The 20,908-nt window shown below is 60.9% G+C and carries 17 protein-coding genes and 4 pseudogenes; 12 read left to right on the top strand and 9 right to left on the bottom strand.

From position 1 onward, the window contains the following. The 7 genes and pseudogenes from IPP03_22710 to IPP03_22740 form a co-directional block, all read left to right on the top strand. Nucleotides 1-166: hypothetical protein (locus IPP03_22710; protein MBL0355301.1), on the top strand; the 166-nt coding region annotated here is incomplete at its 5' end. Between the two features lie 151 nt (nt 167-317). Further along, a pseudogene (gene pgi / locus IPP03_22715) lies at nt 318-1,911 on the top strand (glucose-6-phosphate isomerase). Next, nucleotides 1,908-2,165 carry a glycogen/starch synthase gene (locus tag IPP03_22720; protein MBL0355302.1) on the top strand — a complete coding sequence of 86 codons (258 nt, stop codon included), beginning with the start codon at nt 1,908-1,910 and terminating at the stop codon, nt 2,163-2,165. The pseudogene pgi and the gene IPP03_22720 overlap by 4 nt, the downstream one beginning before the upstream one ends. 165 nt (nt 2,166-2,330) lie before the next feature. Beyond that, nucleotides 2,331-3,368 carry a glycogen synthase gene (locus IPP03_22725; GenBank protein ID MBL0355303.1) on the top strand — a complete coding sequence of 346 codons (1,038 nt, stop codon included), beginning with the start codon at nt 2,331-2,333 and terminating at the stop codon, nt 3,366-3,368. A 5-nt stretch (nt 3,369-3,373) separates the two neighbouring features. Continuing rightward, nucleotides 3,374-3,856: a dihydrofolate reductase gene (locus IPP03_22730; protein ID MBL0355304.1), complete on the top strand. Its 483-nt coding sequence runs from the start codon at nt 3,374-3,376 to the stop codon at nt 3,854-3,856. A 559-nt stretch (nt 3,857-4,415) separates the two neighbouring features. After that, nucleotides 4,416-4,793: an IS66 family insertion sequence element accessory protein TnpB gene (tnpB, locus tag IPP03_22735; GenBank protein MBL0355305.1), complete on the top strand. Its 378-nt coding sequence runs from the start codon at nt 4,416-4,418 to the stop codon at nt 4,791-4,793. Nucleotides 4,794-4,802: 9 nt separating this feature from the next. Beyond that, a pseudogene (locus IPP03_22740) lies at nt 4,803-6,377 on the top strand (IS66 family transposase). 253 nt (nt 6,378-6,630) lie between these two features. Here IPP03_22740 and IPP03_22745 read toward each other — a convergent pair. After that, nucleotides 6,631-8,332: pseudogene (locus IPP03_22745) on the bottom strand (IS1634 family transposase). Nucleotides 8,333-8,731: 399 nt separating this feature from the next. Here IPP03_22745 and IPP03_22750 point away from each other — a divergent pair. The 3 genes and pseudogenes from IPP03_22750 (at nt 8,732) to IPP03_22760 (ending at nt 11,987) form a co-directional block, all read left to right on the top strand. After that, nucleotides 8,732-10,295: pseudogene (locus IPP03_22750) on the top strand (IS3 family transposase). 160 nt (nt 10,296-10,455) lie between these two features. Further along, the gene (locus IPP03_22755; GenBank protein MBL0355306.1) at nt 10,456-11,712 is read left to right on the top strand and encodes a MarR family transcriptional regulator; all 1,257 of its coding nucleotides are present in this window, start codon (nt 10,456-10,458) and stop codon (nt 11,710-11,712) included. Continuing rightward, entirely contained in the window at nt 11,709-11,987 is a 279-nt protein-coding gene (locus tag IPP03_22760; GenBank protein ID MBL0355307.1) for a hypothetical protein, read from the top strand. Before IPP03_22755 ends, IPP03_22760 begins: the two co-directional genes overlap by 4 nt. A 7-nt stretch (nt 11,988-11,994) precedes the next feature. Here IPP03_22760 and IPP03_22765 read toward each other — a convergent pair whose 3' ends face one another. The 8 genes from IPP03_22765 to IPP03_22800 form a co-directional block, all read right to left on the bottom strand. Next, nucleotides 11,995-12,351 carry a hypothetical protein gene (locus IPP03_22765; GenBank protein MBL0355308.1) on the bottom strand — a complete coding sequence of 119 codons (357 nt, stop codon included), beginning with the start codon at nt 12,349-12,351 and terminating at the stop codon, nt 11,995-11,997. A gap of 132 nt (nt 12,352-12,483) precedes the next feature. Beyond that, nucleotides 12,484-12,849, bottom strand: a complete 366-nt coding sequence (locus tag IPP03_22770) for a glycine zipper 2TM domain-containing protein (GenBank protein MBL0355309.1) — start codon at nt 12,847-12,849, stop codon at nt 12,484-12,486. Between the two features lie 22 nt (nt 12,850-12,871). Beyond that, nucleotides 12,872-13,549: a BON domain-containing protein gene (locus IPP03_22775; protein ID MBL0355310.1), complete on the bottom strand. Its 678-nt coding sequence runs from the start codon at nt 13,547-13,549 to the stop codon at nt 12,872-12,874. 1,027 nt (nt 13,550-14,576) lie between these two features. Beyond that, nucleotides 14,577-14,906: a zinc ribbon domain-containing protein gene (locus tag IPP03_22780; GenBank protein MBL0355311.1), complete on the bottom strand. Its 330-nt coding sequence runs from the start codon at nt 14,904-14,906 to the stop codon at nt 14,577-14,579. 34 nt (nt 14,907-14,940) lie between these two features. Beyond that, the gene (locus IPP03_22785) at nt 14,941-15,144 is read right to left on the bottom strand and encodes a zinc ribbon domain-containing protein (protein ID MBL0355312.1); all 204 of its coding nucleotides are present in this window, start codon (nt 15,142-15,144) and stop codon (nt 14,941-14,943) included. A gap of 26 nt (nt 15,145-15,170) precedes the next feature. Continuing rightward, nucleotides 15,171-15,761, bottom strand: a complete 591-nt coding sequence (locus tag IPP03_22790) for a zinc ribbon domain-containing protein (protein ID MBL0355313.1) — start codon at nt 15,759-15,761, stop codon at nt 15,171-15,173. Between the two features lie 951 nt (nt 15,762-16,712). Continuing rightward, nucleotides 16,713-17,081, bottom strand: coding sequence for a CZB domain-containing protein (locus IPP03_22795; protein ID MBL0355314.1), 369 nt, complete (start codon nt 17,079-17,081; stop codon nt 16,713-16,715). Nucleotides 17,082-17,318: 237 nt separating this feature from the next. Beyond that, on the bottom strand, nt 17,319-18,794 hold the full coding sequence (locus IPP03_22800; GenBank protein ID MBL0355315.1) for an anthranilate synthase component I: 1,476 nt from the start codon (nt 18,792-18,794) through the stop codon (nt 17,319-17,321). A 522-nt stretch (nt 18,795-19,316) separates the two neighbouring features. Here IPP03_22800 and minC point away from each other — a divergent pair. Continuing rightward, nucleotides 19,317-19,991 carry a septum site-determining protein MinC gene (gene minC, locus IPP03_22805; protein MBL0355316.1) on the top strand — a complete coding sequence of 225 codons (675 nt, stop codon included), beginning with the start codon at nt 19,317-19,319 and terminating at the stop codon, nt 19,989-19,991. Nucleotides 19,992-20,086: 95 nt separating this feature from the next. Beyond that, complete coding sequence (minD, locus tag IPP03_22810) at nt 20,087-20,908, top strand: septum site-determining protein MinD (GenBank protein ID MBL0355317.1); 822 nt, start codon at nt 20,087-20,089, stop codon at nt 20,906-20,908.

Genomic DNA, 20,908 nt, shown 5'->3' on the forward strand with positions numbered 1-20,908 from the left:
CGAGCGTCGTCTCGACTTCGGCAAGTCCCTCCTGCAGATCCAGGTTGCCGTCCAGCTCAACGGACTGAATCCGGAAGACGTCACCGTCGAGGCTGATCATGCCTGGGTCCGCAAGGCACGTTCATCCGGGCGGGCCCGTCACTACCCGCTGAGCACCTGGGAGTAACCGGTAATGGCGAAATGCCTTACACCATCGACCTTGACGCTGAAATTCTGCGTGGCAGCCTGCGAATACTGATCCGCGTCTTCCCGTCGCATCCGGAACTGATCCACAGGTTTGAGACGGGCCTGCGATGGTCTGGCTATGAGACTCCCGAATGGACTCTCGCCTGGCGCCGTTGCCGCCTTATGCTGAAGCCGTGCGCCCGGCGCAGCTGGTAAGGAACTGTTCGCCGCCGACGGACAACGCTTCGAACGCTTCTCGCTCCGCCACGACGGCCTGCTGCCCGGATTTCTCCAAGCAGCGCATCGGACGCCGAAACACCACACCGTTGCACGCGCTGGCCGACGCCGCCGACCTGGACGGCTGGAAGCGGAAGATAGGCCGGCGAGCCGATCAACCACACCGAAGGCCGCGCTGTCCGTCACATGCCGTTGCGTGCCGACAAGCAGGAACCGTCTCGAAGTGCGCGTTGTCCTCGAAAGCGCCTACGGAACTTCTGCGAGAGCATTCACAGCGGCAAGTGAAGAGGGTTTGCTTATGAGCACATCACCGATGTCGTCAATATCGGCATCGGCGGTTCTGACCTCGGCCGCGCAGTGCATGGCGGTCAGGGGCGTTTTCGCCGTGGCACCACCAGCCGGACCTCAATGTCCATTTCGTCGCCAACGTCGATGGCGCTGACATCGCCTGGCCGCTGCTCGCCCGGCTCAACCTGGCGCACAACGCTGTTCGTGATCGCCAGCAAGACGTTTCGTTACCGCTCGAGACGCTGATCAACGCGCGCACCGCCCGCGCCTGGCCGTTCGCCGCGGCCGGGCGCGAAAGCGCGGTCAGCCAGCATTTCGTCGCCATCTCGACCAACATGGAACTTGACGCGACAGTTCGGCATCTCCCGACAACGTCTTCGAATTCCTGGGACTGGGTGGGCGGGCGCTATTCGCTGTGGTCGGCAATCGGCCTGTCGCTGGCGCTCATCGTCGGCTGGCGGCACCAAGCAACTGATGGCCGGCGCCCGCGCCATGGAGAAGCACTCTCATCGAAGCGCCGGTAGCCGCTAACCTGTTGCCGACGCTGGCTCTGCTCAGCCTGTGGAATACCGACTTCCTCGGCGCGTCAAGCCTGGCGATCCTGCCCTACAGCCAGTCGCTCGCTCTGCTGCCAGCCTACCTGCAGCAACTCGAAATGGAGAGCAACGGCAAGCAGACCGACCGCGACGGCGAAGCAGTCGGCGTCGGGACCCGTCCGGTACTCTGGGGTGAAGCGGGAACCAATGGCCAGCACTCGTTCTATCAATTGCTCCATCAGGGTGGCCAGACCATTCCCTGTGATTTCATCGCGCTGCGCGACAGCGACTTTCCGCTGCCCGGCAGCCACCATGTGGCGCTGCTCGCCAACCGCCTGGCGCAACCGGCCGCGCTCGCCTTTTGGCCAGGCCGCCGCCGAGGCCCGTGCCGCCGGCGTGCCGGAAGTACTGGTTCCGTACAAGGTTTTTCCAGGCAACCAGCCGTCGACCACGCTGCTCCTGCCGGCGCTTAGCCCGTATAACGCTGGGCCAGTTGCTGGCGCTCTACGAGCACAAGGTCTTCTGCCTCGAGGTCCTGTGGAACCTGAATTCCTTCGACCAGTGGGGTGTCGAACTCGGCAAGCAACTCGCCAACCGGCTGACACCGTTGCTTGAAGGCGCCGGCGACGACGCCGCCTTCGACTCTCGACGCGCAGGCCTGCTGGGCCGCCCTGAAAACCGATGAACCGCCTTTCGATCCTCTTCGCCACCTCGGAAATGGCTCCCTGGGTCAAGACCGGCGGCCTCGGCGACGTCGCCGCTGCTTTGCCGGCAGCGCTGCGCCGCGCCCGCCACGATGTCCGGGTGCTGATTCCCCGCCTATCCGGCAATGCTCACAGCCTTTCCGCAAGCCACCCTGCTCGCCGAACTGCCGTCGCTTGCCCCAAGCCCTGCCGGCGGCCCGCCTGCTCGCCGCCGAGGCCGACGGCCTGCCGCTGATCCTGCTCGACTGTCCGCCGCCCTATGAGCGTCCCGGCAACCCCTATCTCGACGCGCTCGGCCACGACTGGACTGACAACGGCATCCGCTTTGGCCTGCTTTCACGGGTTGCCGCGCTGCTCGGCCAACCAGCCTCGCCGCTCGCCTGGCGCCCTGATGCCGTCCATGTCAACGACTGGCAGACGGCGCTCGCCCCGGCCTGGCTGCATTACGAGGGGCGGCGCCGCCAGCGTCGTCACCAGGTACAACATCGCCTTCCAGGGCAACTCGCGCCCCGGCTACCTGTCGGCGCTCGGCCTGCCTGATTACGCCTGGCGCCTCGATGGTGTCGAATACCACGGCCAGCTTTCCTTCCTCAAGGCCGGCCTGCAACTGGCGACGCTGATCTCGACGGTCAGCCCGACCTACGCCCGCGAAATCCAGGACGAGTATTTCGGCTACGGGCTTGCTCCCTTGCTGCGCCATCGCGCCAACGCGCTGCGCGGCATCCTGAACGGCGTCGACAGCGCAATCTGGAACCCGGCCTGCGATCCCGCGCTGGCCGCTCCCTATGCTGCCAACCGGCTCGCCGCCAAGCGCACCAACAAGCGTGCGCTGCAACTGGAAATGGGCCTCGACCCGGTGGACGATCGGCCACTGTTCGGTATCATCAGCCGCCTGACCGACCAGAAGGGACTCGATCTCGTGCTGGCGCTGGGTGACGGAATCACCCACCTGCCGGCCCAGCTGGCCATTCTCGGTAGCGGCGACAAGGCCCTAGAAGCCGGGTTCAGCGAGCTCGCCGCTCGCCACCCCGGCCAGATCGCCGTCCGCCTCGGCTTCGACGAAACCCTGGCCCATCGCATCGAGGCCGGTGCCGACTGCTTCCTGATGCCGTCGCGCTTCGAGCCCTGCGGCCTCAACCAGATGTACAGCCTGCGCTACGGCACGCCGCCCATCGTGCGTGCCACCGGCGGCCTCGCCGATACCGTGATCGACGTCAGCGAAGCCACACTGGCCGCCAAGACGGCCAACGGCTTCGTCGTCGACGGGGAAACGCCGCACGCGCTGTGGCTGACGCTCGAACGCGCCACCCGCTACTGGCAAGACCGCAAGCTGTGGCAGCGCATCCAGCAGAACGGCATGCGCCGCGATTTCTCGTGGGAACACGTCGCCCACGACTACGTCACCCTCTACCAAGACGCCATCGCCGCCCGCACCTGAAAGCGATGCCGGAAATCGTCCTCATCGCTGCCGTCGCCAGCAACCGCGTGATCGGCCGCGACAACCGGCTGCTCTGGAACATCCCGGAAGACATGGCGCATTTCAAGGCGCTGACCGCCGGCCACACGGTCGTCATGGGGCGCAAAACCTGGGAATCGCTGCCACAGCGCTTCCGGCCCCTGCCGGGGCGCCGCAACATCGTCGTCAGCCGCCAGGCCGACTATGACACACCCGGCGCCGAAGTTGCAGACTCATTGGAAAATGCCTTGAAAATGGCGTCGACCGCAGCAAGCGTTTTTGTCATCGGCGGCGAGCAAATCTATGCGCAGGCAATGGCCGTCGCCGACCGCCTGGAAATTACTGAAGTCAATCAAGAACCGGAAGGCGATGCCTGGTTTCCCGAGATTGCTGGGGTCGACTGGGAAAAAGCGGCAAAAATCGAGGGGAACGGGCACGCCTTCGTGACCTATCGCCGACGCACCACTTAGAAATATCAGCCCGCCCCCTTTTTCGTGTTCGCCCAGTCGCTTGCTGCTGTCTCTATTGTTCGTCGAGAATTAGCCACACCAAAATTCCAGACCCTTTTAGCTTCCTGGTCTTACTGTGCCAAAAGTTGGATGGGACCATCCCGCAACACGGACATCGCTGAGTAACCGGTAACTCTGCGGCGTTCTTTCCAGCGCCGATCGTGCTGTCGACAATGTCCTCCTCGAATCACGAAACGCGGAGGAGGCCAGGATGGCCAAGGCAGGGGAAGGGTCGCGGGTGCGGCGTAGCGCGAGCGAATGGGAGGCGTTGCTGTCGCGATTTCCGGGCAGCGGTTTGAACGTTGCGACCTTCTGCAAACGCGAAGGGATCAGCGATACCAGCTTCCATCGCTGGCGCACACGTCTGGGCATCGCCCTCGACAGTCAGGACAAGGCCAGCGGCCAGCCGGCCACCTTCGTCGACGTCGGCCCTCTGAGCACAACCACGGCGACGCCCGCTCGTTTCCACCTCACCCCTCGACCTCGGCGGCGGCCTGATCCTGCAGCTGGAGCGCCGCTGATGTTTTTCCCTGAAGGCCAAATCCGCGTCCAAGTCTATGGCCAGCCGGTCGACCTGCGCAAATCCTTCGACGGTCTGTACGCGATCACCCGTCATGTCCTCGGTCAGGACCCGCTGAGCGGCCAGCTCTTCGTCTTCTTCAATCGCCGTGGCACTCAGGTGAAGGTGCTCTACTGGGATCGCAGCGGCTTCTGCCTGTGGGCCAAGCGTCTCGAAGAAGGCCGTTTCGTCGCCAACTGGGATAAAGTGCGCACGTGCGAAATCGACTGGACCGGTCTGAAACTGCTCCTCGAAGGGATCGAGCCGGGACGCCGGAAGAAGCGTTATCACGCCTCTGGAGCGCCCATAAAAACGCTTCAAAACAGCGGCTTGTGTTAAAATACACGCATGGATTCAGCACGTTACCAGACGGTTTACAACCTCGAACAAGCCGCGGCATTGTGCCCGCAAGAGGTGCTGGATCTGTGCCAGACGCTGTCTGCTGAAATCACCGCACTGAAGCAACAAATCGACTGGTTCAAGCGCCAGATCTTCGGCCAGAAAAGCGAACGACGCATCGACGTCACGCCGAGCGGCCAACTGAGTCTCGGCGAGTTCCCGACGCCCCCACCAGGTTCTGAGTCACCAGGTCGCCCCGTCGCCGCGCATACCCGTCAGCCGACCAGCAAGCGTCCCAGTGACGAAAGCGTGCCCTTCTTCGACGAGAACCGCGTCCCAGTCGAAGTCGTCGAGCTCACCGCGCCGGAAGTCGAAGGCCTCTCCCGAGGACTACGAGGTCATCAGCCACAAGGACAGCTATCGCCTGGCGCAACGGCCGGGTAGCTACGTGGTGATCAAGTATCGCCGGCCGGTAATCAAGCTCAAGAGTAACCAGACACTGGTCTGCGCCAACGCGCCGGCCGGTGTCATTGAGGGCAGCCGGGCCGACGTCAGCTTCGTCGCCGGACTGCTGATTGACAAATTTGCCTACCACCTGCCACTGTATCGCCAGCATCAACGCCTGGCCGATGCGGGAATCACCGTCAGCCGGCCGTGGCTGACGCAGATCGGGCAACAGGGCATCACTCTGCTCGAACCGATCTACGAGGCGCAGTTTGCCTCGATCCGCAGCTCGCGCGTCAAGGCGATGGACGGACGCCGATCAAGGCCGGACAGGGCGCACCCGGCAAGCTGAAAGCGGCGTACTTCTGGCCGGTGTATGGCGAAGGCGACGAAATCTGTTTCCCCTTCTTCGCCAGTCGCGAGTTCAAGCACGTCGAGGCGGCCCTCGGACTGACCGCCGCCGAAGGCGCGGTGCTGTTGTCGGACGGCTATCAGGCCTACAGTCATTACGCGGCGCAGATCGGGATCACGCACGCCCAATGCTGGGCGCACACGCGTCGTAAGTTCTTTGACGCGCAAGACGCGGAACCAGAAGCGGCAGCGCAGGCACTCGCGCTCATTGGGGACCTGTATCAGGTCGAAGAGCGCATCCGCGAGCAAAAGCTCACCGGTGCAAGGAAGCGCGACTATCGTCTGGAGCATGCCAAACCGATCGTCGAGCGTTTCTTCGCCTGGGTTGGCGAACGCTTCGCGGCGCAGGGGCTGTTACCGCGCAATCCGCTGACCAGGGCGCTGGCCTATGCGCGCGATCGACGATGGGGACTGGAGGTCTTCCTCGCCGACCCGGACGTGCCGATCGACACCAATCACCTCGAACGCGCCCTGCGGGTGATTCCCATGGGGCGCCGCTCCTGGCTGTTCTGCTGGACGGAGTTCGGCGCCAGGCAGGTCGGGATCATCCAGAGCCTGATCGTTACCTGTCGGCTGCATCAGATCGACCCCTACGATTATCTCGTCGATGTCCTGCAGCGCGTCGCCGAGCACCCCGCCGACCGCGTCCATGAACTCACGCCACGGGTCTGGAAAGAACTGTTCGCTCAGAACCCGCTGCGCTCGCCTTTGTACGCGTTGCCGAAGTAGGGGCGCTCGACGCCGCGTAGTTGCCGGTTACATCGCTGAAGCCTGCTGACGATGGTGCGGGCTATAAGCAATCGTAACGTTGGAATCGAGTCCGGCCCATGGCGCTGTGCCCGTTCAGCTGCCGCGAGGGACGTAATCCTCGGGTAAGGCAAGCGTTTCTGGTCGACCACGGTTTTTTGGGGCTGCCCTCCCGAGTTCGACAGTTAATTGCGCAAGTGACTGATTTCACTTGAGGTGAATTTAAAGAATGCCACTACAACAGCGTCAGTTGCTGCGGGGCGGTCGGTTTTTTCACGTCCAGGGCATTAAGCACCTCGGTTTGCTCGGCACTGAGGATCGAGACGCCGGTGACGGGTTCAGACGCGTTGAGCCGGATCTGGTGACGCTGGATTCGGCGAAGGTAGTCGAGCGCTCGTTCCGGCGATAGCCCGGCGTTGGCCGCTTTCAGGCGCTGACGCATGACCCGGTAAAGGATCAGCGCCATGAAGCAGATCGCCGCGTGAGCCCGGATGCGTTCGGGCAGACGGTGGTAGACCGGTCCGATCTCCAATTCGGATTTGAGTACCTTGAAGCCGCGCTCGATATCCGCCAGCGACTTGTACCGTGCAACAACGTCCCGGGTGATCAGGTCCGTCGTATTGGTCACCAGCAGCAGTTTGCCGTCCATCAGGTTCGCCAAGGAACGCGCGCGCTCATCGATAGCGTAGATGAAGCGCTCGCTTTTCAGGTCGACCTTGATGATCTTCGACAGATGGGCCTCGCTGACCTCATGGAAGAAGCGCGCCTTGGCGCCACTGTCCGAGAGCTTGCGGCCCCGATGGTTGACGCCGTCATCCTGATCGTCAAGTTTGCCCACCCACTGCGCGGCGCGCTGGATCAGCTTCCCGATCTGCTCGTCCCGTCGTTGGGTCTGTAGGGCGGTACGTTCTGGATCGTGGGCAATCACCAAGCGCAGCGCGTTCCACGTCTTTTCAGCGATGATCTCGACGGTTGCCGCTTGGCACTGGCTCTTGTGGAAGTCATCGAGCAGTTCAGTGAATTCGTGATAGCGGCGTCCCGGCACCGCCAGGATGAATTCGAGCGGCCGGCCACTGGCCAGACGTATTTCGCTCAGCGCATCGAGGTTGTCCAAGCTGAGCAAGCCGCGATCGGCCACCAACACCAGGCGACTGACCGAGGGGAACCGGTTCAACACGATTTTGAGCATCGGCAGCAGCGTCTTTGTCTCCGCCGTATTGCCGTCGACCACCGCGTGGCAGATCGGCAAGCCCTCGGCCGTCTGCACCACGCCGAGCATGAATTGCCGTGCAATCAGCCCTTCCTTGGCCATGCCAAAGGCACGCACATCGCTTTCCTGGGTGCTCAGTCCCTCGGCGCGTATCGTCGTCAGGTCATAGAACACGACGGACAGATCCTGATCGATCATCGCTCGCAGCAAGCCGGCCACCACGGTATCGACCGCCTCGTGTTGATCCATCAGGGCATCCATGCTGCGCAGCAGATGCTGATGCGTGATCGCTTTGACCTCGACCTCAGGCAAGGCCACCGTCTCCAGCCAGCGCAACACGCCCAGTTTGGATTCCGGATCGCAGAGTCGGTTGAACACCATCACCCGGATCAGCGCTTCCACGTCGATCGTATGCCGCGTGCGGCGAAACACCCGCTTCAGTTCGGCAAAACCGAGCGATTTCCAGAGTTCGGTCAGTGTCCATACATCGCCAAACGCCCGGGCCGACTCGAAGCTCACCGTCGGTGTCGGTGGCACAACCACCATGGCTTCCACGGCCCGATACCTTGAGCAACCCCTTGATCACTGAATCGAGACCGCCATCGCGTTAATCAAGACGGCCAAGCGTCGCCACGGTACGCTTCTTCACCCGCCCAGCGTCGTCCCGGTAGGACTCGACGAGTTGGACGTAGCGGCGACCTCCTGAGGTGGTTATCTTGACATGCATGCCGCCACAGCATCACCGACATGAGTCCTGTCAAGTCAGAATTTAATAGGCCTTAGCGTGCCACCACACAACTTTCTTAGACATCCTCTGAAACCCGCGCCGTTACTGGGGCCATGTGTCAAAAATGGCTACTTTTGCCGCTGAACTGTCGAACTCCTGTTGTCCGTCCCATGATCACCTCCACGTCAAATGGTAGAACAATCATGGCAATTAACGGCACGTTTGTAAATATATTAATGGAACGCACCACTAGTGCCCGGGCAAGCATCCGAAAAATGGGCATCCGAAAAAAATTAAGTGAGTGCCATTCGGGTAAAGCCCCCTTGTGTCACGCCCCCTACGTCAGAATAGTTGTCGCCTCGATAGAATCTCCCCCTGGGGCGGCGACAAAGGATGGAAATGGCAAGGTATTCAGAGAAGTTCAAAGGTAGAGCGGTAGCACGATTGTTGGCGCCGGAAAATGCAGCAATAGATGTGGTGGCCCGTGAAGTAGGCATTGGTTCGGGAACCCTTGAGCGTTGGCGAGATGACGCGCAGTCCATGCCCGCCCGAGGGCGGGCATGGACTGTGGCGGCGCGCCTGGAGGCGGTGATCGTCACTGCGGCGCTGGACGAAACCAGCAAAAGCGCGTGGTGTCGAGAGCACGGCGTTTATCCGGACGAGCTGATCAAATGGTGGGCCAGCGCCACGACAGCGTTGGCCGAACCGGAAGAAGTCAGAGCCAGCCCGCAAGCAACCCGACAAGACCGCAAACGCATCAAGGAACTCGAACGCGAATTGCTACGCAAGGACCGGGCACTCGCTGAAACCGCTGCCCTGCTGGTTCTCTCAAAAAAGTCGCGGCGATCTTCAACAAAGGCGAGGCCGAATGATCGGCCTTGAAGATCGCCAAGCCTTGGCCCAAGACATCCATACCGCCCATGTCGCCGGTGCTCGGCTCAGGCTTGCCTGCGCGAGGTAGCCGGCATCGAGTTACGCACCTTGCAACGCTGGAAAGCCATTGAGGGCGGCATCTGCGCAGATCGCCGGCCCTTGTCCATGCGCCCGACGCCCAGGCACGCGCTCAGTGAGGCCGAACGCACGCAGGTGCTTGCCGTGGCCAACGAGCCACGCTTTGCGGCCGTGCCGCCAGCGCGCATGGTGCCGATGCTGGCTGATGAAGGGATTTACCTGGCCAGCGAATCCACCTTCAGCCGAGTGCTGCGTGAGCACGGTCAAACCACCCTCCGAGGACGGGCCAAGGCGCCTAGGCAACAGCGAGTGCCGACCACGCACATTGCCACCACGCCGCGCCAGGTGTGGTGCTGGGACATGACTTATCTGCCAGGCAAGGTTAAGGGGCACTGGTTTCACCTTTATCTCATCCTCGACCTGTATAGCCGCAAGATTGTCGGCTGGGGAGGTGCACGGCAGCGATCACGCCGACCATGCCGCGCATCTGGTGCGCCGTACGGCGCTCGCCGAGGGGATTGCCGCACTCGCGACCAAGCCTGTTCTGCACGGCGACAACGGCTCGACGCTCAAGGCCACGACGGTGCTGGCGATGCTCAACTGGCTGGGAGTCAGGCCCTCGTATTCTCGACCCCGAGTCAGTGATGACAATGCTTACGCGGAATCGCTGTTTCGGACGGCCAAATACCGCCCTGAGTTTCCTGCTAACGGCTTTGCCGAGCTCAACGACGCCAGGACCTGGGCAGTCAGCTTCGTGCACTGGTACAACGTCGAGCATCGGCACAGTGGCATTCGTTATGTCAGCCCAGCCCAGCGCCATGCCGGCGAGGATCTCGCCATTCTCGCGGCCCGACATGCCGTCTATACCTCAGCGCGTGATCTCAACCCGGCGCGCTGGACTGGTCAGACACGAAATTGGACGCCGGTCGGTGTAGTGACCCTCAATCCAGAACGCGATTGCATCGCCAACGCGCATCTGGAAGACAAGCTTATTCCGCCATTGGCTGCATGACCGAGGCGACAACTATCTTGACGCGCGCCGGTAGTCGTACGCCGGATGGTTATCATAATTGAGACCTTGATCGGCCAAACACCCGTCATTGGTTCCGATGTAGAGACCCCTAAGCCGGACGAGCCGGAACCAAACAGGTATTACGATAGAAGCCTGACGAATGACCGAGGAGGCGATCATGTTGGCGATGGCTCTGGCGGAACGATACGCGACGAACATGCATGGCGTGCTTTCGTGCTTTGACCGGATCATTATCACCGGCACGCTGCCTGGTGCGTGCTACGCGGCAGGAATGACGAGTTATTTGTACACGCACGGAATTCGGGTATTCGACTACCCGCGATTTGCCGAGCCGCTGCGAGATCGCATTCGTGAGCGTGCGCAGGAGGTGTGTCTGGCGGCGGGTATTGAAATCGAGCACGTCAGCAAAAGCCATATTCGCAAGGAAGAGTTGGTCGCGCGAGTGCTCGCCGGTCGCGGCGACGCACCGGGTTTGGTGCATGTGCTCTCGGCCATGGAAGCCTGTCCGAGCTACAAACCGTGGCATGACAAAGGCAGTGGCAAGACTTACCTGCGCCCCGATCAAGGCAAGTGCCTGCACTACTACTTCTATTTCATCGACGAGGAACTGGGGTTGTGCTACCTGCGTGTGCCGACGTGGGCACCGTTCGGGTTGCAGTTCTACTGTAATGGTCACAGCGCTCTGGCAAGAACTCTGACGCGAGAAAGGATCGACTTCCTCCAGCAGGACAACGCCTTCCTGCGTGTCGCCGACATCGCGCAGGCGCAGGCGCTGGCGGATGCGTTCAGTCCCGACGTACTTCACCCGCGACTGGATCGCTATGCGCAGTGGTTGTGCCCAGTGCTTGACGTCTTTGGATCCTCGTATCACTGGAGCTTGCGCCAAGTCGAATACTCCACCGACCTGATGTTTCGCAGTGAGCAGATATTGGTTCCACTGTATGACGCCATTTCGCGCCAAGCGGTCTTGGCCGCCAACGCAGAACGCGTCTCCAGCTTTCTGGGCAAGAAGGTCACGCCACAACTGGCCCAGGAGATCGGTTCCCGGTTGTCCACCCGTATCGAGGGGCGCTGCATCAAGCACACCATGGGCGCCGCTGGCGTCAAGGTGTATGACAAATTCTCCCGCGTACTGCGGGTCGAAACGACCGTCAATGACGTGAGTTTCTTCAAACACCACCGCAAGGTGGAACACAAGGACAGGCACGCCACCCGAGAATTGGCGCCCCTGAAGAAGACAATCTATAGCCTGATCGACCTGCGCGACATCCTGCTCGGCTGCAACCAACGTTACCTGGCGTTCCTCTCCAGCCTCGATGACCCCAGTGCCGGCGAGCGTGACTTGGAGCGATTGAGCATGCCACGGTTGGGGGCGGCTCCCGGTGTCAAAGGGTGAACTTCTTTGATCCTGCCGAGAAAGCCTTGCTGCAAACCATGCAACGCGGCGAGTTCAACATTCACGGTTGGCGTCGTGCCGATCTTCTCAGCTATCTGAAGCTCACTCCGTCCGCCATGTCGCGCCAACTTGCCCGACCGCGTACGCTCGGCTTGATCAAGAAAGTCACTCATACCTATCGCTACTACCTCACTCGATTGGGACGTTCAGTCGTCGCTGCGGCCTGCTCATTGACCCGCTTCAACATAGTGCCAACCATGGCTTGCGCATCCTGAATTCTTCTCATGATTTGTGATGATTGAACTGGTTAGTGATTAATAATGAATCGCTTGCCGGGATTTGGCGAAGACTGGGGTAGCAGCCCTGATTGACCTTCGGTTTCGCTGGAGTGGCTGCTCCCTCTTCACCAGTGAATGCCGTTACGATGCTGTCTTCGTCATATGGCTTTTCCATATGATGATCCAGAACGGAAGTGATACTGGCAGGCGTGTAGGCGCCCTTGCTGTACTGGGTCGCACTGCATTTGCCTTGCGCAGCACTTGGACAACTGAGCGGGAAATCCAGGAACGGCGTTGTCGCCCCCTCAGCGACAGGCGCCACTACGACGATGCATGCGACTCCTAGAAAAATCTTGCGCATGACCACCCCCGAAAATAATCGATGCGACAATTCAGACGACAGCGAACGGGGTCTTTGCGGTCTTCGTGTTCTTCCCGTCCGAAATCGTCGTTACCAGGGTGTAGTTCCCCTTCGGGAGATCCTTCGGCAAGCTCACCTTGGCAGTTGACGAGACTCAAACGTTCCCCCGCGCGAGACTGCCTGCGGCGCGACCGCCGCACTTTCGACCACCAACTTGTTGCCGCGGTCGTCGTAGCGGTATTTCATCGCGGCTTCCGCACGGGTCGCGTCTTGCTGGTCCCTGTAATTGCCGATGGCGGCGCCTACCAGCAGGCCTATCAAGGCACCGATCAGAGCGCCTTTCCCCTTGTTCTTGCTTACGGCGGCACCGAGAGCGGCGCCACTGACGGCACCGATGGCGGCGCCCTGTTGGGTTTGCGTCGCGCCAGTGTTGGCGCATCCTCCGAGTTGCATAGTAGTGATCGACACAACCAGAATACTTGCGATTACCTTCTTCATGGCTTCTCTCCCTGTAGCTCCATTATTCGACGACAAATATCCGGTCCTTCGGCATGCCCCTGGCCTGAAAGCGCCGGACGACCTGGAACGCGCGATCCTTCTGTTCGGCGCTGGTCACCGACCCTTTCAAGGTTACCGACAGATCGTCGGCAACCTGTGCTGTCACGCTGCCCACACCGCCGTTGCGCAGCGCTCGGTTGATCTCACCCTCCAGCTTGGCGGGGTCGATGGTTGCTGCTGTCTGGGGCGGCTCGGCGATAACCTGGATCGTGTTGCGAACGCCACTCAGTTCAGGCGAGTTGGAAGCGAGAATCTGGGCATCTTCCTTCTCTTTGGCCGTGCCGACCTTGCCGCGCAGCACTGCGCTTCTGTCCGCGTTGACCTTGACGGAAACACCTGATAGCCCACTGTTCCTTAGCTGCCGGTTGAGGTCCTGCTGGACTCCTGAAGCATCGAATGACGGGGCCGGGGGCGCGGCTTGCACAATGGGAGCATCGTTGGGCCCGGAGCGGGCAAGGGGCGCGGCTTGTGCCACATCCAGTCGATCATTCACCGCGGCGACGCCCGTCGCCGCTTTCGCAAGCGCGACCACTCTTGCCCTTTGTTCTTCGCTCGTTACCGAGCCGTAAAGCGTCACGACGAGGTCGGCATCGGTCGTAGACTGAATCGTCTTGGAAAAACCCGCATCCGCGAGAATCATCGTCACCCCGGCGTCAACCATCTGCCTTGTTGGCGTAGCTTGAATGGAGGCTGCGGGCGCTAAGGATGCGGGTGAAGTTGGTGGCGCTTCCCCAAACGCCTTTGTTGGCGCGTTACGACCTGTAAGATACCAATACCCTCCGCCGCCAGCCGCGACCAAGACCGCCACAATACCGGTTGCAATGACGATGTTTGATCTCGATGATGCAGGTTTCGCTCCCCGAATGGGGGTAGCTGCCTGCTGCAGCTGAGCTGGAGGCGGCTCAGTCACGAGGATGGGTGGTAAAGGCAGCCCTTCGGCTCGGGCAATGTTGGTTTTCTTGGTAGCTGCATCGGCCAGACCCACACCTGTCGGCTCCTCCGGCCAAAGCCACGCCATCCTTCTTGCAGAATTTTGCAGCAGCCGCATTTGCGGTGCCGCATTTTGGACAAATGACAAGATTGGCGATGGCCGGGGCCGGGGCCGGTGACGGTGACGGTGACGGTGACGGTGACGGTGACGGAGGCGGTGACGGAGGCGGGTTCATCGGCTGCGGTTCTAGTGCGGTCGCCTTTTCGCCAGCCAGGGTGGTGACAGGATCGCTGGCTTTGCCAGTGGCGGCCTCAACTGCGGCTAGTGATGGTTCCTGACGCGGCGCGGTAGCGGGGACCGCACTTGCGGGTGTGCCGCTGTCGAAGCGATAGCCATCTACCTTGCAGAACTTAGCTGCTGGTGCATTTTCCGAACCGCACTGCGGGCATTTCTTGGTCGCGGGGGCTCCGAGGCGACGGCCGCAAGCGCCGCTGGCGGTGGTTCCTGACGTGGCGCGGCAGCGGGGACCGTACTTGCGGGCGTGCCGCCGTCAAAGCGGTAGCCATCTACCTTGCAGAACTTCGCTGCCGGTGCATTTTCCGAACCGCATTGCGGGCATTTCTTGGTCGGGGCGGCGCCGAAGCGACGGCCGCAAGCGCCGCTGGCGGTGGTTCCTGACGTGGCGCGGCAGCGGGGACCGTGCTTGCGGGCGTGCCGCTGTCAAAGCGGTAGCCATCTACCTTGCAGAATTTCGCTGCCGGTGCATTTTCCGAACCGCATTGCGGGCATTTCTTGGTCGCGGGGGCTCCGAGGCGACGGCCGCAACCACAACAGGCGATGCTTCCTGACGTGGCGCAACAGCGGGGACCGCACTTGCCGGCGTGTCGCTTTCAAAGCGGTAGCCATCTACCTTGCAGAACTTCGCTGCCGGTGCATTTTCCGAACCGCATTGCGGGCATTTCTTGGTCGCGGGGGGCTCCGATGTCCTCGCTTCAATCTTCGCTCCGCACTTGGGGCAGAACTTCGGAGTGCCGCTCAGGGCTGCATTGCAATTCGGACAGCTCATGTCTTCTCCTTCTTACCTCGATTGCTGAACGGGATCAATCGGTTGGGATTTTCTGCCCGCATCGAGTGCAGAATTTGGCGGATTCCGAGTTCCCTTGGCCGCATTCGGAGCAAAAGACCGCCGAGATTCGATTCTGGATTGGCACGAACATATCCGGCACGACCTCATACACTGAGGCAATCTTCCTGGACAGGACATACCATCCACCCCGAAGTCCAAGCGCCACAACGACCCCCATGATTATTCCATTTGAACATTGCATAATCAACCCACCCCCTTCGTCGCCGTCATGGAGACACCGAATTCACAAGTCCCGAATACCGAGCACCGGAGACGGTGTCCGCAGGATTCGCAAAATGTGTCACCCACGTTCACGCCCATGCCACATTGTGGGCAAAACGAAACTGCATCCCCCATTGCCGGCAGCGATGCTTCGACCATCTGTATGCTTGGAGCGAGTTGCATTGTGTTCGGTGTTGTTGGCGTACTACGTTCAATGGCTGTTGCGCCGACCACGCCCAGGATTATTGCCAGTAGATGCATGACGGTGGCGATCAGGGGTATGGCGCTCAAACCAGGGAAGAGGTCAAAAACTGCTGCCAGGATAGGGAAGATGACTAGCCACATCTTTCCGACATAAGCTCCACGGATCAAGCACAGGAGGCAGAGGATCAGCATCGCGCCCAAGTGCATCCAGAATGCCGGGGTGACACCTGCCCCCGAAGCGGCAACCACCGCCCCGACTACAGCCGAGTTGGACCCGAGGTAGGGCAAAAAATATGTCGGCAGCATAAATATGATGTAGGCAATGACGAATACTGGCGCGTTGCCCAAGGCTTTATTGATGGCGTCCATCGAACCCCCCTCGTTGTTGATCATTGGGACAGTAGGTGTAGCGTTACGCTGCCCCGATGCGTAATTCCGTGTTCATTCTTAATCAAAGCACTACTATCGAGAGACCTTCCAATGCCCGCGAGTAGCCAAATCTGGCCTCCCTTTTCAGCCGCATCATGCTCCTACCCCCGCTCACCCCCGGAGTCGGTAACGCTAATTGCCGAGAAGCCGCCCGGCACTCTTCCGACGCAGCTACTTGTTGACGACATGTCTCATCTACAGTGCATTGTCCAAGAGCAATAGTCATGCCATTGTTATGAACATTAATGTTTTCAATCCCTTGAATCTCGCGGCCAATCTTGGTCAGCAACCTCTGTAAGATTTTCCGACACATTCCGGCTTTCACCGTCAATCAGAATCACGCCAGTTCTTCCCCATGGTGATCGGGCGCTACCCGTATTCACCACATTGCCATAGACAAAGAGTACGCCGCTCCGGCATAAGTTGGGCGCCCCTCTCGTTCCTGTCCGCAGCCGCAAGTCAAAGGGTCTACCATCGAAATTATCGCGAATGTGGTAGGCGTATGGAAGGCGCACGTAATGGCATCGTTGCGGCAAACCTTCACCTCCTGCCCCAATTCGCCAAAGTACTGGACGATGTTGTAGGTGAAGCTGTCGCAATCATCGATCATCAGCAACGTGTCGCGGCTATCCTCTTGTTCTGCATGGCTAACGTTCCGGATTCTCCGGGCGACGCTAGCAAGACAAAGTCATACGCCAGCGCCTGTTGTCCGGAATCGAGCGCGCGAAGAGTGGCATTGTCGCCCAGATCGGCCTCCGCTCAAAACGTCACTGACGCAGCGCGAGGAACATTGCATGGAGCGGCTGCCTCCGGGTATTGCCGGGAGCGCCTCCCGATTCGCGACACGCGGTCTGGCCGACCTTCTTCCGCTCGCTTCCGCAAATCACGTGATCAGAATCCCAGCAGACTCGCCTGCCATGCCCGCATCGCCAGAACCAGCCGGCCGGACAAGGTGATGTATTCGCCGTAGAGGAGCGTGTAGGCCTCGGCTACCTGGCCCGCCGCGGCCAGATCGACGATCCGTCCGGCAAGCTCGTGAAATTCGGTGTGCAGGCGGCGAACCTCAAGGTAGTGATCCGTCAGGCGGTCATCCGCTGAGAGGCCCGGGCCATTCAGCCATTTACCAAACTCACAGAAGCTGTCGGCCCGGGTGCGATTCACGTCGATCCCCGACAGCGCGTCGAGCACCGCCTGCCTGATCTGCGACATCCAGTGTGTGTGTGCCTGTATGGCAAGATCAATGTCCGTCATGTTATTCATCCCGTTCTCCCCCTCGACCAATGCAGTACATGCCGCCACGCATTTTACATCCTGCGCCGTTACCGGTTAAAGCCGTCAGCAAGCTGCCGACTCCGGCCTCCCGTGCCGGATTTTTCCCTCTCCTGAACCGAGGTCACCCGTTGACATGGCGCCTCCATGCCGTTCTTTCAAGCAGCCGCGCATCCTAACGCGGCAATCGTTCCACTCCGGCTAGCCACCGTTGCCGCCTCGCCGCATTCAGTCGAGACGGGTATCGAGGCCCTGTTCCGCCAGTTCGGCGGCACGCAGCACCGCGCGCGCCTTGTTCTGGGTCTCGGTCCACTCGGAATTGGGATCGGAATCGGCGACAATCCCGGCGCCGGCCTGCACATGTAGTTGCCTGTCCTTGACCACCGCCGTGCGGATCGCGATGGCCAGATCCATGTCGCCATTGAAACCGAGGTAGCCGACCGCACCGGCGTAAATTCCGCGCTTGACTGGTTCCAGTTCGTCGATGATCTCCATCGCCCGCACCTTCGGCGCGCCGGAGACGGTGCCCGCCGGGAAGGTCGCGCGCAGTACGTCGAGCGCGGTCAAGCCTTGCTGCAGCCGGCCTTCGACGTTCGAGACAATGTGCATCACATGCGAATAGCGCTCGACGATCATGTTCTCGGTCAGCTTGACGGTGCCGACCCTGGCGACACGGCCGCAGTCATTGCGCCCGAGGTCGAGCAACTGCGTGTGTTCGGCGCGCTCCTTCTCGTCGGCAAGAAGTTCGGCGGCGAGCGCGGCGTCCTCTTCGGGCGAGGCTCCACGCTTGCGGGTGCCAGCGATCGGACGCACGGTAACACGATCACCCTCCAGGCGGACAAGAATCTCCGGCGAGGCGCCGACGACATGGAAATCCTCGAAATCGAAATAGAACATGTAGGGCGACGGGTTCAGGCTGCGCAGCGTGCGGTAGAGCGCCAGCGGGCTCGCGTGGAAGGGCTTGGTCATGCGCTGCGAGAGGACGACCTGCATGATGTCGCCCTCGGTAATGTAGTCCTTGGCCCTGACGACTGCCTTCTTGAAGGCGGCCTCACCGAAGATGGACACCGCCGGCTCGGAATGCACCGGCTGCTCGCGCGGGATGGCGACCGGCGTGCGCAGCTTGCCCAACAGATCCTTGAGGCGCGCCCGGGCCTTCTGCCACGCCCCCGGAAAACCCGGTTCGGCATAGACTACCAGCGTCAATTTGCCGGAAAGGTTATCGACCACGGCGATTTCCTCCGAGAGCAGCAGGCCAATATCCGGCGTGCCGATTTCGTCGGTCTTGCACGTGCGGGTCAGCCGCGTCTCGACATAGCGCACCGTGTCATAGCCGAAGCAGCCGACCAGGCCACCGCAGGGACGCGGGAGCCCAGCCTGCGGCGCCGAGCGGAAGCGCCGCATGAACTTGCCGATGAATTCGAGTGGATTAGTGTCATCCTCGCGCTCGGCGATCCGGTTGCCGGTCAGCACCAATACCTGATGGCCGTGGACGACGATGCGCGTCGATGCCGTGAGGCCGATAATCGAATAACGGCCGAACCGTTCGCCGCCCTGCACGGATTCGAGCAAGTAGGAGTAGGGTCCGTTGGCCAGCTTCAGGTAGATGGAGAGCGGCGTGTCGAGGTCGGCAAACGTCTCCAGAGTGACCGGAATACGGTTGTAGCCTTGCGCGGCAAGGGTGTTGAATTCGGTTTCAGTCATGGGGAAGCCTCGAAAATGACAGCCGAGTTGCGTACTGGTGCATGACGTCGAGTTGGCGCACGAAAGGAAATCAGGGGCGCCAGCGACGCCAACCTTGCCATTCGTTCCAGAGTCGCAGAGTCGTCATTTTTTCTAGAGGTCCTGAAAGGTATGCGCCTGACCATAGGCGACAGACAGATCGCATACTAGCGCATCGCAATCAGCGCTGTCCACCGGCGACGCGCATACGAGTCCTTCGAGTTCAATCAGGCAACTATTGGCATATCGGCCGTTGACCGCAGCAGGGTAGCGGAAAAAAATTCGATCCCGTCATGCGAACGCCGGCAGTCCGCGGAATTTCGTACCTAAGGTTTTAGAAAACCATCGCTCCTCTACCCACCGCTGCACCACTTCATCACCACGCAGATGGCCATGGGGCTGACACCCTGCACCAGTCGATCACGAGGGGCTCTGGCAATGTCATGCCGCTTCGGCTAGACTCATCCGCTTCTCTCGACTTTGGCTCACATCGGCGGCGATTCCATGCGGCAAACCAGCACGAACATGCAGTTGATCGAATTCAAGGGAACGACGCTTCCGGGAGTCGAGATCACGGAAGTGGACTGGCAAGGCGTGCAAACGGTGTTGAAAACGCACGGGCTGAACGTAATTGGCGTGTGCGGCGGCAACAGTGAACTCCGACATCGAGCGGCAGCCGACGCCGGCCTGCCGACCTATGCTGCGCTGGAACGTTCGGTGCGTGCGGCGCCTGCCACCGAAGTAGCTACGCCTCCGCCAGTCCCCGCCACCGAGCCGCCTGTCGCGGCGGCTCCACCAACGGCGACAATCGCCGCCGTGGCTTCGTCAACACTGTTCATCGACCGACCGCTACGCTCGGGCCAGCAGATTTATGCACGTGGTGGCGACCTCGTGGTTCTGGCAGCCGTCAACGCGGGCGCCGAAGTAATCGCGGATGGCAGTATCCACATCTACGCACCCTTGCGCGGGCGCGCGCTGGCAGGCGCTGGCGGCGCCGAGAATGCACGTATTTTGTGCACCCGCTTCGAAGCCGAACTCGTCTCGATCGCGGGTCTGTATCGGACCTTCGATACCGGCGTTCCGGTCGAGTTGGCTGGCAAACCCGTTCAAGTGCTGCTGAACACAAGTCCGAGCGAAAGTACCGGGCGACTGATTATCGAGCCGCTGACAACTGATTAGCGGCCGAGCCGTTGCCGGCCCAGATGGACGCCAAAGGCACCGGAAAGCCGATTCTGCAGGTAGAATCACCCTCTTTAGATTGCGGAGAAATACCGGTGACACGTATCGTCGTCGTAACCTCAGGTAAGGGCGGGGTTGGCAAGACCACCACCAGCGCCAGCTTTTCTTCGGGCCTCGCCCTACGCGGTTACAAAACTGCCGTCATTGACTTCGACGTCGGCCTGCGCAACCTCGATCTGATCATGGGTTGTGAACGCCGTGTCGTCTATGACCTTGTCAATGTGCTGAACGGCGAAGCAACACTCACCCAGGCGTTGATCAAGGATAAGCACTGCGAAAGCGGGAACCTTTTCGTACTCCCGGCTTCGCAGACTCGTGACAAGGAGGCACTGACAGAGGAAGGCATCGAAAAGGTTCTCAAGGAGCTCGAACACATGGGCTTCGACTATGTGGTCTGTGATTCGCCGGCAGGCATCGAGCGCGGCGCGGTCATGGCCCTGACCTTTGCCGACGAAGCGCTGGTCGTTTCGAACCCGGAGGTATCCTCGGTGCGCGACTCCGACCGTATTCTCGGCATCATTCAGGCCAAGTCGCGCCGCGCCCAGCTCGGTGGAGAGCCCGTCAAGGAACATCTGCTGATTACCCGCTACTCGGCGAAGCGCGTCAATGAGGGCGAAATGTTGTCGTACAAGGACGTCCATGAGATCCTGCGCGTACCTATTATCGGCGTGATTCCCGAGTCGGAATCCGTACTGCAATCGTCGAATTCCGGCACACCGGCAATCCATCTTGCCGGTAGCGATGTTGCCAGCGCCTACCTCGACGTGGTTGGCCGCTTCCTCGGGGAAACCATACCTCTGCGTTTTGTCGACTACGAGAAGCCTGGCCTGTTCAAGCGCCTGTTCGGGAGCAAATGA

The sequence above is a fragment of the Candidatus Dechloromonas phosphoritropha genome, from assembly GCA_016722705.1.
Classification (GTDB): domain Bacteria; phylum Pseudomonadota; class Gammaproteobacteria; order Burkholderiales; family Rhodocyclaceae; genus Azonexus; species Azonexus phosphoritrophus.

Excerpts from the sequence above, each read along its gene's own strand:
- IPP03_22770 (MBL0355309.1), bottom strand. The coding sequence starts at position 12,849 with ATGAAGAAGGTAATCGCAAGTATTCTGGTTGTGTCGATCACTACTATG.
- minC (MBL0355316.1), top strand. The coding sequence starts at position 19,317 with ATGCGGCAAACCAGCACGAACATGCAGTTGATCGAATTCAAGGGAACG.
- IPP03_22730 (MBL0355304.1), top strand. The coding sequence starts at position 3,374 with ATGCCGGAAATCGTCCTCATCGCTGCCGTCGCCAGCAACCGCGTGATC.
- IPP03_22785 (MBL0355312.1), bottom strand. The coding sequence starts at position 15,144 with ATGGGGGTCGTTGTGGCGCTTGGACTTCGGGGTGGATGGTATGTCCTG.
- tnpB (MBL0355305.1), top strand. The coding sequence starts at position 4,416 with ATGTTTTTCCCTGAAGGCCAAATCCGCGTCCAAGTCTATGGCCAGCCG.
- IPP03_22755 (MBL0355306.1), top strand. The coding sequence starts at position 10,456 with ATGACCGAGGAGGCGATCATGTTGGCGATGGCTCTGGCGGAACGATAC.
- IPP03_22795 (MBL0355314.1), bottom strand. The coding sequence starts at position 17,081 with ATGAATAACATGACGGACATTGATCTTGCCATACAGGCACACACACAC.
- IPP03_22800 (MBL0355315.1), bottom strand. The coding sequence starts at position 18,794 with ATGACTGAAACCGAATTCAACACCCTTGCCGCGCAAGGCTACAACCGT.
- IPP03_22725 (MBL0355303.1), top strand. The coding sequence starts at position 2,331 with ATGTCAACGACTGGCAGACGGCGCTCGCCCCGGCCTGGCTGCATTACG.
- IPP03_22790 (MBL0355313.1), bottom strand. The coding sequence starts at position 15,761 with ATGGACGCCATCAATAAAGCCTTGGGCAACGCGCCAGTATTCGTCATT.
- IPP03_22775 (MBL0355310.1), bottom strand. The coding sequence starts at position 13,549 with ATGATTCTCGCGGATGCGGGTTTTTCCAAGACGATTCAGTCTACGACC.
- IPP03_22780 (MBL0355311.1), bottom strand. The coding sequence starts at position 14,906 with ATGAGCTGTCCGAATTGCAATGCAGCCCTGAGCGGCACTCCGAAGTTC.
- IPP03_22720 (MBL0355302.1), top strand. The coding sequence starts at position 1,908 with ATGAACCGCCTTTCGATCCTCTTCGCCACCTCGGAAATGGCTCCCTGG.
- IPP03_22765 (MBL0355308.1), bottom strand. The coding sequence starts at position 12,351 with ATGCGCAAGATTTTTCTAGGAGTCGCATGCATCGTCGTAGTGGCGCCT.